Raw genomic sequence first — 13,576 nt, forward strand, 5'->3', positions numbered from 1 at the left:
TTGTCTGACACGGATTCGCGGGCCATCTTGGCGTTTGCGGGGTCAAGACATTGACGGGAAAGGTATTTCAATGGCGGGTTCGCTCAACAAGGTGATGCTGATCGGCAATCTCGGGGCCGATCCGGAGATTCGCACCTTCCAGAATGGCGGGAAGGTCTGCAACCTGCGCATCGCGACCACCGAAAGCTGGAAGGACCGCAACACCGGCGAGAAGCAGGAGCGGACCGAATGGCACACCGTGGCCATCTTCAATGAAGGCCTAGCAAGCGTGGCCGAACGGTTCCTCAAGAAAGGTTCGAAGGTTTACATCGAAGGCCAGCTCCAGACCCGCAAGTGGCAGGACCAGAACGGCAATGATCGCTACTCGACCGAAGTCGTGCTGCGCGGCCCGAATGCGGTGATGACCATGCTCGACGGCGCGGGTGGCGGCGGCGGTGGCCGCTCAGGCGGCTTTGGCAGCGGGAGCAGCGGCGGCGGCTTTGGCGGCGCGGGCGCCGGTGGCTGGGACCAGGGCGGCGGCATGAGCAGCGGTGGCGGCTACGACGATCTCGACGATGACATTCCGTTCTGACACCCGCGGTTGGCGGGCGCTACCCTGTCACTGACCGCTCACATCCGTTCAGGGTTAGGTGATGTTTGCGCTTTCCATTGCGAGCCTTTGGCCCCCTTATGCTCGCGCCGGCTTCGCGGCAGCAAATGCGGAGAACCTCAGGCGCGGACGCCCCGGCCGGTTGATGTCGCTTTCGCGCTCGACACCAGGGGCGTGGTGATCGAGAACCCGCAATCGGGTGCTGCCCGACGCGCTGACGTGGGCACCTGGAGGCGATCCGATGCGGATCGGGCGCGATGCGATGCGTGAGCACTCAGCCGCGTGGCTGGCGCCCGAACCCGGGCTTGAGGGCCTAACCCGGGGGGATCGAGGACGAGGCCGCCCTCGCTTTCCCGGAGGATACAGGCGCCGATAACCCGCAGGGCGATTTCATTACCCCGCCGATCGGCACGAGGAACCGCATCGCCTTGGGAGCAGGGCGGGCCACCCGCAAGGTCCGCAGCCTGAGCTCATTCGATCAGCACGAAAGGCCCCCAGATCTCCGGGTTGTCGGCCCCGGGCAATCCGCTCTCGCGCCTGAGGCTCCGGATCGCGTGCTGCAACGCCCGCGCCTTGTTGCCATGCGCACGGTAGTAGCGAAGCATTTCGGTGGCGACATAGGCCGCCACATCGTCGCGCACCTGCCAGTGGGTGGCGAGCACGCTGCCCCCGCCGGCAAAGCGGAAGGCGCTGACCAGCCCTGAGAAGGCAGGCACCCCGCCCTCGAACCCCGCAGCGCTATCGCAAGCAGTCAGGATCACCCAGTCCGCCGAAAGATCGAGCCGGGCGATCTCGCTCGCGGTCAACACCCCATCGCCCTGCCCTGTGCCCGGTTGCGAGAGAATCAGCGCCGGCTCGGCAATGCCTTCGAGCTCGCCGGCCACAAGTCCATGGGTGGCAAACAGGAGCACCTCGGCTTCACGCACGCTGGGGTCGGCGAGATTGGCCTCGTTCGCTTGCCCGCCGAGAAACAACCGCACCTTGCCATTGCCGAACTCGCGCGCGATGGCGCGGGCCTCGCGTTCCGAGCCGGGCAGCACCGGGAGCTGCGCCAGCCGCGCCGCATTGACCCCGCCGCGCTCGAAATAGGCAGCCGGGCTGAGCACGGCGGGGCGGCCTGCCTCAGCACCCGCCTGTGCCCCCGCCTCGGCAGCGAACGGTACCGGCGCGGCAAAGGCGACCAGCCCGCCGCCGCGCTGGCCGTCCGCATGGCCGGCATCGCCCAGCGCCGCCACATTCGCCAGCGCGAAGCGATCGGCAAGCCATGTCGGCCCCTGCCCGCGCGCCCCCTCGTCGAGCACCAAAAGCCCGAAGGGCAGCGAAGCGAGCGGCCCGCCCGCCAGCACCCGCAAGGTCTTCACCCGACCCAGTGCCGAGCGGGTCTCGGGCGGCAGCAACACCGCCGCCAGCCGCGCCGCGGCATAGCGGTCAAAGTCGAGCCCGACCGCCCCGTCGCGCACACGAGCTGCCAGCGCCAGCAAATCGGCGCGCGGCAGTTCGAGCCGCCGGAGCAGCACCTGATCGGCGGTCACCACCAGACTATAGGCCCCATCATAGGCCGGCGCGATCGCCAGCAGGGCCTCGTCCTCGGCAAGCCCCGCACGGATCGAGGCGACATCGGCGACATCGGGGCCAAGAAGCTTCCCGGTTGCCGCATCGCGGGCGCTGAGGTCGGCCAGCGCGGCAGTGCGCGCGGCATCGGCTGCTGCCAGTCGCGCACGCGCCGCCTCGACCGGGGTGCCTGCCGCCAGCGCGCGCAGCAACGCGCGGTCGGCGGCGTCAAGTTCGGCGTCGGCCTGCTGCAAGGCCCTCAGCGCGCTTGCCAGCTCCGGATCCCCGGTCGCCAGCCGCTCGGCACGGAAGGCGCTCGCCTGCGCCAGACCCGATCCGGTTGCGAGCGCGATAGCCTGCGCCATGGCGTCTGGCGAACCCGCCGCCACGGCGATCTCCATCACCAGATCGAGCGCGGCGCGGTGCTCGGACATAATCATTCCCGTTCGCCCGCGCGCCCGGTCGCGTCCGAGGAAGGCGATCATCGCCCGCGCCTCGGCCAGCGCGCTTTGCGGCTGTCCAGCGACAATGCTCTGCGCCCAGACATCGACCAGCCGCGCATGACGCAGCGCAAAGGCCTGAGAATTCTCGGTTTCGAGCAGCCGGGCATAGTCGCGCGCGGCAATCCGCGCTGCCTCGGCGGTTTCGCCCGCGCGGATCAGGGCGCGCACCAGATCCGGGCCAATGCGCTTGGCGATCTCGACATCGACCGTATTTGCCTCCATCCGCGCATCGACCGCACGCAGCCGCGCCAGCGCCTCCGGCATTTGCCCAAGCGCGAAAGTCGCCTGCGCCGCATAACCCTGCGCGCCGAGGCCGAAGGGGCTGCCCTCACCCTGATACTTGGCGAAGATCGGCGCGGCTTCCGCGAACAGTGGAAGCGCATCGGCATAGCGTTCGCGCTGGAGGTAGATCGTCCCTAGCAGATGCAGCCCGTAGCCGAAGAAAAGATTGTCCGGCCCCTCGTGCTCGCGCTTGAGTTCGAGGCTGCGCGCCATGTAGCCGGTCGCCTCGACCGGGCGCCCGGTGCGCGACAGGATGATTGCCAGCATCTCCAGCGCACGGGCATAGCTGGTGTGCGAGGGATCGACATGCGCCACCGCCCGCTCGACCGCGATGCGCGCATAGCGTTCGGCCTCGTCCATCTGCCCTGCGCGCCGCAGGATTCCAGCATAACCGTAATAGGACGCAATGGTATCGGGATCGTTCGGCCCGAGAAACCCCTCGCGGGTGTCGAGGCTGGCCTTCTGGAACCGCAGCGCCTCGTCAATCCGGCTCAATTGCTGGAACACCTGCGAGAGCGAGAATTCGAGGTTCGATCGCGCCATTACCACATCATGGTCGATCTCTTCGGCTGGCAGCGCGGCAAAGGCGGCCACGTAGTCGGCATAGCCCTGCTCAAGCGCGGCGACTGCGGCATCGGCTTCGCCCGCGAAGGCAAGCAAGGTGCCGAGCAGGGCGACACCCTCGGCGCGAACAGCCAGGGAATCGGGATCGCCCGCGGGAAGCATGTCCAGCCCGCGTACGACACGCGCCCGGGCCTCGGCGTTGCGACCGAGAACAAAGAGCTGCGAGGCGACGCGGATATCGCTCCGCGCGATCTCCGGGTGATCGGGCGCAATCCGCCGCGCCGCAGCCGCCACTGCCTCCCAGGCTGCCATCATCCGCTCGGCACCCTTGGCGTCGGTCTCCTGCTGCGCGAACAACGCAGAGGCCTCCTCAAGCAGCCGCTCCAGCTCCGCCACGTCCGCGGGATCGGCGGCCAGCAGCGGTGCGGGGGAAGTGGCCAGCGCCAGAGCCAAGGCTATGGCCGTTACACTCCAGCACCTGCCCCGATGGCGTGACGCGATCATGAGCCCCCTCACGTTAGACACCCAATCTTAGGGCGTCGTCAGTCGAAAACGATGTAGAATTCCGACACCTTTGGGCCAGTATTGGCGATTTCGATGCTGTGGCGTTGGGTGTAGAGCGGCACCCAGCGGCATTTGACCGGGCCGTCAGCACCAGATTTGCACACCTGCCGCGCCGACTGGTCGCGCACCACCAGCTTCGGGATCGGTCCGCGCGAGACGCGCAGCACGATCTGGGCGCTGCGTCCACCGAGGAAGGTCTGGTTGAGCTGCGTGGTTGCCCCCGGCTCGAGCGCCGCCGAACGATAGGCCGGACCAAGTGCGCGCCCGCGCATGGGCTGGGCGTCGGCGGGCAGGCTTGCGAGCCAGCGTCCCAGGGCGGCTTCGTCCGCTGCCGTCTCAGGCCTGGCACCGAGTCGTTCGAGCCGGGCGGCGGCCTGCGCCAGCGCGGCGGCATCCTGCGCGCGCTCGGCGCGCTCGGCCATCACCAACGCATCAGCCACGCGCTCGGCGCGGTCGGCAGGAGCAAGCGCCTGCGCCAGCACGGCTGGTTCGCCGGCGACCGGCCCGGCGCAACCGGCAACCAGCGCCAGCACCGCAAGGTATTGAAAGCGGATCATTTGGCCGCCGCGATGCGGAACACCGCGCCTCCCGGCCCGTCCGCGGCGGGTTCCTCCAAGGTCAGCGTCAAGCCGTGGCGTTCGGCAATCGCTCGCGCAAGGGCGAGCCCAAGGCCGCTGCCCGAGGTCTGCTCGCCCTTGCCGCGGCCGCGATAGAAGCGATCGAAGATGCGCTCGCGGTCCTGCGGGTCAACGCCAGGGCCATCGTCAGCTACCACCAGCACCGGACCAGGTTCGAGCGTGATCGCCACATGGCCCCCGCGCGGCACATATTTGAGAGCATTGTCGAGCATGTTGGTCACCAGTCTGCCGAGCTGTCGCTCGTCGCCATTTATCGTCACGCCGGGGGCAATGGTCCAGTCGAGCGCAAGCCCCGCTTCCTCGGCGCTGCCGGCGTAGAGTTCGCAGATTCCCGTCACCAGCGCGCTGAGATCGACCGGCGCAAGCCCGCTCCGGTCGCCGCGATTGGCCTTGCTGGCGGCGATATCCAGCAGCGATTCGAGCGTCTGGACGATCCGTCGGATTTCGCTCCGCGCCTCGGCCAGTTTCTCCGCAATCGCCGGATCGGGTTTCTGCGCGAGCGCCTTTACCAACCGGTTGTCGAGGTGCGAAAGCGGCGTGCGGATTTCGTGCGCGAGCTGTTCTGAGGTGTCCTTGTAGGCTGCCAGCAGATCGTTCACCCGCGCCAGCGCCGCCCCGCTGTGGGCGGTAAGCTCGTCGATCTCGTCGCCATCGATCCGCCCGGCCGCAGCAAGGCCAGCCCCGTCCTGCGGCTCGCGGAAAGCAAGATTGATGCGCTCGATGCGGCGTTGCAGTCCAAGCGCGGCAAACCGCCCGAGCAGCGCCACAAGCGCGATGAACACCACACCGCCACCGGCAAAGGCCATCGCAATGCTGGAAAGCACCGGCGCTTCGATGTCGATCCCCCGCGCCACCACGAGCCGCAGGTTCGGGCCAAGCTGAACCGCCCGGGCAAAGCCGCGCGAATTGGTGCCGATGGTGATGATGCCGCTTTCCGAGACGGCCGGATCCAGTGGCGGCCATTGCGCCAGATCACCGGCGATCCTGCGCCCACTGTCGTCCGCCAGCAAATAGTGCGAGGTGCTGCCCTCCACCGGGGTGAGAGCGATGCGATCGGCAATGCGGGCTTGCAGTTCGGCCGTGCCGCCTGTCGCGTAGATATCGGCAAGGCCAGCAAGATCGACATCGACCTCGGCCCGCGCCGCCTCCTGCAAGGTCGAGCTGACGGTCTGGTGCGTAAGCCACCACAAGCCCGCCAGCAGCACCAGCGAGAGCACAATCGCGCCTGCCACAAGGCGCGAGAAAATCGAGCGGCGCGCTTCGATCACCGCCTCCCGTCGAGCAGGCGGTAGCCTGATCCCAGAATGGTTTCGAGAGCGGGTCGGTCGAACCCGTCTTCCAGCTTGCGCCGCAGGCGGCCGATGTTGACATCGACCACATTGGTCTGCGGGTCGAAATCCATCTTCCACACGTGCCGCAACAGCATCTCACGGGTCACCACTTCGCCGGCATTCTCCATGAAGTAGCGAAACAGCTCGAACTCCTTGGGGCTGAGAGCAAGATGGCGGTTCTCACGGAATGCGGTGCGGGCCTTCAGGTGGCATTCGAACGCACCGTAGATGATCACCGCAGAGTGTTCGCGCCCGGTGGCGCGGCGATGCAGCGCACGCAGACGCGCGACCAGTTCCTCAGGCTCGAACGGCTTGGCGAGGTAATCGTCCGCTCCGCCATCGAGCCCATCGGCGCGGTCCGAACTGCGGCCCAGCGCAGAGAGCATCAGAATCGGGGTGCCGATGCCGCCTTCGCGCAGGCGGCGGGTAATGGTCAACCCGTCGATGTCGCCCAGCATCCGATCAAGGATGATGACGTCGAACGGCTCCATCCCGGCGCGCAGCAGCGCGGCACTGCCATTTTCCTCCCACACCAGCACGTCGCCGCTGGCGGCGAGGATTTCCCCCACCGCTGCGGCCGAGCGCGGGTCGTCCTCGACATAGAGGATCCTCATGGGCATCGTTTCCATCCTTGCAGGCAACAGAACACCGACCGCACAAATCCCCTGAAACCATGTGCTGCCACCGCTTGCCTCGACGTGCAAGCGGGGGCGGACGGTGATAAAGGTGTCCCGATCAGTTCAGGCTCTCGATCGACACCCAGCCGACCGTGCCGAAATTGTCCTTGGCCTCGATGAACAGGCCCTCACGCCGGCCGGTGGGGTTGAGCGTGGTGCCGACCCGCAGGCTGCGCAAGACCTTGGCGCTGGGTTCAGGCGCTTCGAGCATCGCGGTGGCAGAAGCAACCGTCGCAAGATCATTATTGTCGTTGCGTCCGCCTGCCTTGGGCACCGAAGCAATCGTGGCCTTCTGGGCAATCAATTCGTTGAAGGCAAGAATGAAGGCCTCAACCAGCATCTCGCCGTTCTTGTTGCCGGCATAGCCTGCCGCCGCCGCCCCGGCGCTCCAGGCCGACTGGCCGCCAAAGCTGATGGTGGTCTTCTTGACCTCGCCGGTGCCGGTGGCGATAGTCAGGCCGGTCGCCGGGCTGAGCAGCTTGATCCCGGCGGCGTAGCGCTTCTTTTTGCCGCCAAGCCCGCCGAACATGCCAAGCACCGCACCTGCACCAGGGACATTGCCCAGCAGCGAGCTCGCCGCGCCTGAGCGCACCAGCCCTTCCATCGCGGCACCCTTGGCGAGTTCGATCGACTGGTCGACCTCCTCGCTGTCACCCGCGATGATGTTCATCAGGAAGTCCGCCGGCCGCCCGGTTGCCGCACTGTGCGGCGTGAAGCATCCGGACTCGACCGCCAGAGCATTGACCAGCTCGCGCGGCGAGCCAAGGCCGAACTTCGCCCACCCCTGGGTTTCGCCATCTACGACTGCAATCGTGCCAAGGCTTTCGGTGCAGGTAACGAGCTCGACCCGTTCTTTTGCCTTGTCTGCGGCCCGACCCGGAGCCGCGATCAGCGCCGCCGAGACCATCAGGGCGATCGCCAGCGTGCGGGATTTTGTATGCGTCATCGTGAATCTCCCCTGTGCATCTGATGGAGCGAAGATGACCCTCTGCCGGCGCACCAGCCACACACATGCCTTGTCATGGGCATGACAATCGCTGTTAGGTGGCCTCAGCGCAGCTCGCGCGCCGCTTCGCCGAACGTGATCAACCCGCCCATCAGCTGCTCGGCCTGGCGGATCATTGCGGCGCGATCGGTTGACGCAGGGTTGCCCGCAATGCCGACGAGACCGGGCGATACCTTGCCGATGCCCGAAAGCGTCTCGCTATTGGCCGGCAAGCGCCCGCCCGCCGAAAGCCCGCCCGCCCAGCGGCTCCAGTCGACCGGGAGTACGGCGGCAGACGCCGGCATAGCGGCGCGCGCCATAGCCATGCCTGTGGTGGAGGTGGTCGTCGCCAAGCTCGGCACGGTGGTGCCCTCGGGCGCATAGATCACCGCCCCCAGGATACGCGGCAGCGCGAAGTTACCGGGGAAGATCTGGTAGACCAGCCCCAGCCGCTCCTGCGGGTTCTGCCCACCGAAGCCCCCGTAAAAGCTTATGGTGCAGCCCGATCCGGCGCAGCCGCGCCCGGTGCCGGTGACATTGGCCGGCAAGAGCAGGTCGTTCGGCCCTGGCCCGGCGTTGATGATGTTCTGGAACGTGCCCTGATCGAAGCCGGTCGAGGCGAAGGTGTAGGTCACATTGCCGCCGGACTCGGGCATGACTATGCTCCCGCTGGTGCGATATTGCAGCTGCGAGCCGAACCGGATCGAGAGCGAACCGTCGAAAGTGCCAGGCGCTGTCTCGCCCGAGGAGAAGATCGGGTTGGTGGCAGCATAGACGCGGTAGTCGATCTGCCCGCTGGCGGGCAGGCTGCCCACCATCGGCGCCATCACCACATAGGGCAGACCCTGATTTGCCGCATAGTTGCTGGTGTTGTTGCGGAAGGTCGCCGTGCCGCCGGCAAAGCGGCCCAGCACCGCGCGTTCATCGCCTGCAACCTCCACCGCAGACGCGGTTCCGGCGCGGAGATCGCCAGCGGACTGCAAGGCGCCATCGGACCCGACCGCCGCAGCCAGGTTGCCGGGCTGGTTGTAGCCGACATCGGTGGCATAGGCGCGTCCGCTATTGGCCGGGAAGCCACCAAGGTAGCGGGTCAGCCGCGCGCTGCTGCTGCCCCCGCCGCCATTGCCGCCGGTGCTGCGGTTCGGCCCGGCCGCGAAGATTGCGGTCCCGATAATGTGATTCGCCCGATTGGGTACGGCGGCCTCATAGCTGATGCCGATCGTGTCGAGATCGCCGGCAAAGGCCCCGCGCATGTTGAACACGCACAGCGTCGGATTGGCCGTGCAATTGCCCGCATTGTCGCGCCCCGGGATCGCGACGAAGAAGGAGCTATCGCTATTGGCCCCGATGATGGTCTGCGACAGCGAAGGATCAGCAAGGCCGCCTTCGGTTGCAAAGCTGAAGATGTAGGGGTTGCTGCCGGCTGGCATGGTGATCGTGCCCTCCATCGCCAGCCGGTATTCGCTGCCCAGCGCGATCGCCATGCCCGCATCGAACCGGCCAGGCGCAAGCGAGCCGTTGGCGATCGTCGGACGGGTCGCGGCAATCAGATAGTAATCAACGCGGCCCGTCAGCGTGTTGAGGATATTGGCTTCGGCCGGTCGGGTCAGGACGTAGTGGAGCCCCTGGTTCTCGTTGAAGGTGAACGTGTTGGGAATCGAGATGGTGCCGTTGGTCCAGCGCCCGATCACCGCGTCGGCATTGCCGAAGATGTCGGTCTGCTGGGCGGCGCCGCGATTGCGCACCTGTCCACCTGGCTGGCGGGTGTAGGAGGACAGACCCCCATTTGCATCGAGCGTATAGGGCGACGCTCCGAAGCCGAACTCGCCGCCGACAAAGGTGCCGCTGCTGGTGGAGCCACCGAGGATTATGCTGATATTCGCGCTCTCGGGATTAAACCCGCCGGAATAGCCGTTAAGCACCGGTGGAATATTCGGCTCGGGCGGGTTGCCCCCGCCGCCGCCGTTGATCGGCAAGCCGGCGAATTGATCCGGATCGCCGCCGCCCGCGATGAAGATGAAGTAGTCGACAAAGAAGGGATCAAGCCCCTCGATCCCCGCGAGACCGCCCTCGAGCGCGGCCAGTGCGGCGAGATAGGCCGCGATCGTGGCGGCATCCAGCTCGGCATAGCCGCTCGGCAGGCCGCCGCCCTGAAGGAAGGCGTAATAGGCGTTGAGCGCGGCGATGTATTGCGCATAGACTGGCAGGCCGACAAAACCGTCCGGGCTGCCACCGCCCGCGAGATAGGCGAAATAGCGGGTCAGCAGATCGGCATTGTCTCCCAGCAGGCTCGCTAGCTGGCCCGAACGATTGAGCGCCTCGATAAAGCTGCGCAGCCGCGAAAGATCCTCGGCCGTGTAGGCCGACGGCAGCCCGCCCGCCTGCAGGAACGCCGCATAGGCGTTGAGCGCGGCAGCAAAGGCCGGGAAATCGGGCGGCACCGGCAGGCCGTCGAACAGGTCGGGATTGCCCCCGCCGGCAAGATAGACGGCATATGCGCGGTAAAAGCTCGCCAGATCGCCGAGGAAGCTCGACGTCGCCCCGGCTGCTTCGAGCGCGGCGATATAGGCGCGGATCTGCTCTGGGGTGAGCAGGGTATAGGCCGAAGGCACGCCGCCTGCCTCAAGGAACTCGAAGAACGCGCGCAGATCGACGGCATAGCCTGCGAAGATATTGGCCGGCAGGCCTGCGAAACTGTCGAAGTTACCGCCGGCCGCCACGAATGCGGCAAACTGCGCGAAAAAGGCTGCGCGGTCTCCGAGGAAGCGCTCCAGCGCACCCGCCGCCTGCAGTTCTAACAAGTATGCCTGCAAGGTGGCGATGTCGCTGCCGCTGTATTCCGAGGGCAGACGACCGGTCGCGAGGAAGGCGAAATAGGCGTCAAGCTGCGCGGCATAGCCGGCAAAGATGTTCGCAGGCAGCCCGGCGAAGGCATCGATTTGACCACCGGCGCGCAGGAAGGCGAGATAATCGGCATAGAAGGCCGCCTGATCACCCAGCACTGTCGTGAGCAGGCCGGTGTTCGACAACGTCTCGAGATAGGCGCGCAAGGTCGCCTGATCGAGCGCGGTATAGCTGCTCGGCAGACGGCCGCTGGCGAGGAATGCGAAATAGTCGCCCAGCGCGGCCCGGTACTGCGCGGCGAAGGCCAGCCCGCCATTGGCAAGAAAGGCCTCTACCAGCGCGCGATCGGCCGCGCTCAGCTGTACCACCAGCCCGCTGTCGCGCAGGAAGGCGATGGTCTGGGCCAATACCGCCTGGCTGGCACCTGTGAAGGCCGCCGGATCCCCGCCGCCCCGCACGAAGGTGAAATAGGCGATGGTGAGATCGGTGAAGGAACGCGCGAAAGCGTCGCGGTTGCCGCCGCTGGCAAGAAAGTTGAGATAGGCCTCGGCCAGTACTCGGTCACGCGCGGCGAGGTTGGTGAATTCTCCCGTGCGCCGGATATAGGCAAGGAAGGCCTCGACATCGCCTGGGCTGGCCGAGGCAAAGCCGCTCGGCAGGCCGCCCGAACGGATCAGATCGAGGTAGTTGACGACAAAGCCGCTATAGGTGGCAAGGAAGCTGTTGCCCGAGCCGCCCCCCGCCAGAAAGCGCAGATAGGCGCGAATGATGTCGGCCTGCGCTGCGGGGAAGGGGGTGCCGCCATAGGCCCCTTCGAGCTGCGCGGCGGCTGCCACCAGAAGCGAGAAATCGCCGCTCGGGAAAGTGTCGAGCGAGGGGTTGCCGACCACCGCCTCGATCCGCCGCGCGGCGGCGATGATGTCGCCCGATGCGCCCGCCGCAGCGAGCTGGTCACCCAAGCCGACCGGAATGCCGTTGATCGCGGCCGCCACCGGGCCGGCATCGCCACCGATCGGAACGACGCTGGCCGCCTGTCGCTGCCGCGACAGGAGCGGATCGTTTCGATCACCGCCACCGCCCTCGACTGGCTGCACCTGCGGCGCGTTGGCTATGACGCGCTTCACCCCGCCCTCGCCGCGCGAGCGCCACATCTCGCCCGCCTTGAAGTTCTCCAGCTTGTCCGGCCGTCCGACCCGCACGGCTCCGGTCAGCGCATGGCCGCTAGCCTCACCGTTGGCGCGAACCACGAAATTGCCCGCCGATCCTGCCCCGCCAACCCGGCCTTCGAGGCCTTCGGGCATCCGCACCACGACCTCGCCCGAAGATCCCGCGGCAACCGTGATCGCGCCCTCGTAGAGATCGATCGAGCCGTCGGCATTGAGTCGGTAATTGGCCGCATCGACGATCGAAACCACGCCACCACCGGTCAGCGCAATCTGGGTGAGGCCACTGCGCTGCTCAGTCCGCTGGCCGGTTTCAAGCCGCGCATCGCTCGTGGTGAACAGCAACTGGTTGGCCGCCAGTGGTGCGCCAAGCGCGAGGCACGAGGCACCCACCAGCAGCAGGCGGGCCGAACGCACGAGGGTCTTCGAAGGCGAGATGGTCAGAATGGCAGTCATGTGATGGCCTCCCCCGATAGGATCAGAATTCGAAGCGCGCCCCGACCGAGACGGTCCAGCGCTCGAAGTCGAACAGGGCGATGTTGCTCCAGTTGCGCGAATAGGTCGCAGTCGGCTGAAGGAAGAGCCGGTCGAGGATCGCGAGTTTGAATCCGGCGGTGAGATCGAGCCGCTCGTCCTCGCGGCTGACGAGGAACAGCGGGTCAGGCGCGTCGTGGCGGCGCAGATCGAAGGCGATGCCGCCGACCACCGCAAGGGTCTTGGCCAGCGGCACCTCGGCGCCGAAGCTGGCCCCGACGAAATCGAACGAGAGATGATCGCCGGGCTGGCGCAGCGTTTCCTCGGTCCCGGCGTTGATATTGGCGGCAAAGAACTTGCCCACAAATCCCACGCCGAGCGCGAAGCGATTGGCATCGCGCAGCGGGTCGCCATCGAATTCGAGCCGGTTCCATTGGCCCGAAACGGTTAGCGCCTTCCCGCCCTTGAGCGGCTTGGTGTATTGCGTCGCCAGCCCCCAGGCGGTGCGGAAACCCGCGTCGTCGAGCCAGAACTTCTGCACCTGTCCCGACAGCGAGATCACATCCTGATTGGCAAAGCTGTGCGCATAGCCTGCGGTCGCGGTGAGCGCGGCCTGATCGAACATGCTGGTGTCGAGATTGTCGCGCCAATTGCCCAGCACCGAGGCGAACAGCCGATCCTGACGCCCGATCGCAGTGACCCCGGAAACGCCCGCGGTGATATCGTAGAACTCGTCCGACTGCGCCACCGCCCCTGCCCCGAGCTGACCCGGCCCAAGGAAGCTGAACAGCGGAATGACGATCGCGTTCTGCTCGGTCGCGCTATTGATGTTGCTATCATGCCCGAAGCGCGCATCGACAAAGCCACTGATGTCCGAGCCGCCGCCTTTGATCTGCTTGTCGAACTGGCGCACGAAACCGGTAAAGCGCTGACGCACCGGATCGGGCAGGCTGGGATCATCGACCACCGTGGCGAACTGCTCGCGCGCGGTGTCTATATCGCCGGCCAGCGCATAGGCCCGGGCAAGCTCGGCGCGGGCGGCGGCGTTATCGGGCTGAACCGCGAGCACGCGCTGAAAGGCGATGATGGCCTCGCCGTAACGGCCGGAATCGATCGCCGCGATGCCGAGCGCATAGTCGAAGGCCGGATCGCCCGCGCGCTGGCCAATCTGGGCCGACAGCGCGCGGTAGTCGGCCTCGGCCTTTTCGCGCGCGGCCTTGGCGGCAGCAGGATCGGACTCGACCGGCTGCTGCGCCAGCGCCGGCTCGGCGATGACGGCGGACGCGATGAGCGAGGTCGCCCCGAGCATCGCTGCACGCAGGCCGAATGCAGATATCCCTTTCACAGTTAGCCAGCCCCCACGATCTGTCTGAGTGGGCACCAGCAATGACTCAGCCCGCTTGCCAACCCC

Annotated in this window: 8 protein-coding genes; 1 reads left to right on the forward strand and 7 read right to left on the reverse strand. The window is 66.8% G+C overall.

Annotated elements, in window-relative coordinates; translation table 11 throughout:
- The first annotated feature begins 70 nt into the window (after nucleotides 1-70).
- A complete protein-coding gene (ssb, locus tag BZF61_RS04620; protein WP_086617471.1) occupies nucleotides 71-571 on the forward strand; it encodes a single-stranded DNA-binding protein in 501 nt (166 codons plus the stop codon).
- A 488-nt stretch (nucleotides 572-1,059) separates the two neighbouring features.
- Here the strand turns inward: ssb and BZF61_RS04625 are convergent, their stop codons facing one another.
- The 7 genes from BZF61_RS04625 to BZF61_RS04655 form a co-directional block, all read right to left on the reverse strand.
- Nucleotides 1,060-3,942 carry a CHAT domain-containing tetratricopeptide repeat protein gene (locus BZF61_RS04625; RefSeq protein WP_158094054.1) on the reverse strand — a complete coding sequence of 961 codons (2,883 nt, stop codon included), beginning with the start codon at nucleotides 3,940-3,942 and terminating at the stop codon, nucleotides 1,060-1,062.
- Between the two features lie 89 nt (nucleotides 3,943-4,031).
- Nucleotides 4,032-4,610 carry a hypothetical protein gene (locus BZF61_RS04630; protein ID WP_086617473.1) on the reverse strand — a complete coding sequence of 193 codons (579 nt, stop codon included), beginning with the start codon at nucleotides 4,608-4,610 and terminating at the stop codon, nucleotides 4,032-4,034.
- Nucleotides 4,607-5,959: a sensor histidine kinase gene (locus BZF61_RS04635; protein WP_245804506.1), complete on the reverse strand. Its 1,353-nt coding sequence runs from the start codon at nucleotides 5,957-5,959 to the stop codon at nucleotides 4,607-4,609. The genes BZF61_RS04630 and BZF61_RS04635 overlap by 4 nt, the downstream gene beginning before the upstream one ends.
- Nucleotides 5,956-6,636: a response regulator transcription factor gene (locus BZF61_RS04640; RefSeq protein ID WP_086617678.1), complete on the reverse strand. Its 681-nt coding sequence runs from the start codon at nucleotides 6,634-6,636 to the stop codon at nucleotides 5,956-5,958. The genes BZF61_RS04635 and BZF61_RS04640 overlap by 4 nt, the downstream gene beginning before the upstream one ends.
- A 121-nt stretch (nucleotides 6,637-6,757) precedes the next feature.
- On the reverse strand, nucleotides 6,758-7,645 hold the full coding sequence (locus BZF61_RS04645; protein WP_086617474.1) for an SH3 domain-containing protein: 888 nt from the start codon (nucleotides 7,643-7,645) through the stop codon (nucleotides 6,758-6,760).
- A gap of 104 nt (nucleotides 7,646-7,749) precedes the next feature.
- Nucleotides 7,750-12,147, reverse strand: coding sequence for a site-specific integrase (locus BZF61_RS04650; RefSeq protein ID WP_086617475.1), 4,398 nt, complete (start codon nucleotides 12,145-12,147; stop codon nucleotides 7,750-7,752).
- Between the two features lie 22 nt (nucleotides 12,148-12,169).
- Entirely contained in the window at nucleotides 12,170-13,474 is a 1,305-nt protein-coding gene (locus tag BZF61_RS04655) for a tetratricopeptide repeat protein (RefSeq protein ID WP_086617476.1), read from the reverse strand.
- Nucleotides 13,475-13,576: the final 102 nt, after the last annotated feature.

This window comes from Erythrobacter tepidarius (genome assembly GCF_002155695.1).
Taxonomy (GTDB): Bacteria; Pseudomonadota; Alphaproteobacteria; order Sphingomonadales; family Sphingomonadaceae; genus Erythrobacter; species Erythrobacter tepidarius.

Coding starts and splice junctions, on each gene's coding strand:
- BZF61_RS04650 (WP_086617475.1), bottom strand. CDS start 12,147: ATGACTGCCATTCTGACCATCTCGCCTTCGAAGACCCTCGTGCGTTCG.
- BZF61_RS04655 (WP_086617476.1), bottom strand. CDS start 13,474: ATGCTCGGGGCGACCTCGCTCATCGCGTCCGCCGTCATCGCCGAGCCG.
- BZF61_RS04640 (WP_086617678.1), bottom strand. CDS start 6,636: ATGAGGATCCTCTATGTCGAGGACGACCCGCGCTCGGCCGCAGCGGTG.
- ssb (WP_086617471.1), top strand. CDS start 71: ATGGCGGGTTCGCTCAACAAGGTGATGCTGATCGGCAATCTCGGGGCC.
- BZF61_RS04645 (WP_086617474.1), bottom strand. CDS start 7,645: ATGACGCATACAAAATCCCGCACGCTGGCGATCGCCCTGATGGTCTCG.
- BZF61_RS04630 (WP_086617473.1), bottom strand. CDS start 4,610: ATGATCCGCTTTCAATACCTTGCGGTGCTGGCGCTGGTTGCCGGTTGC.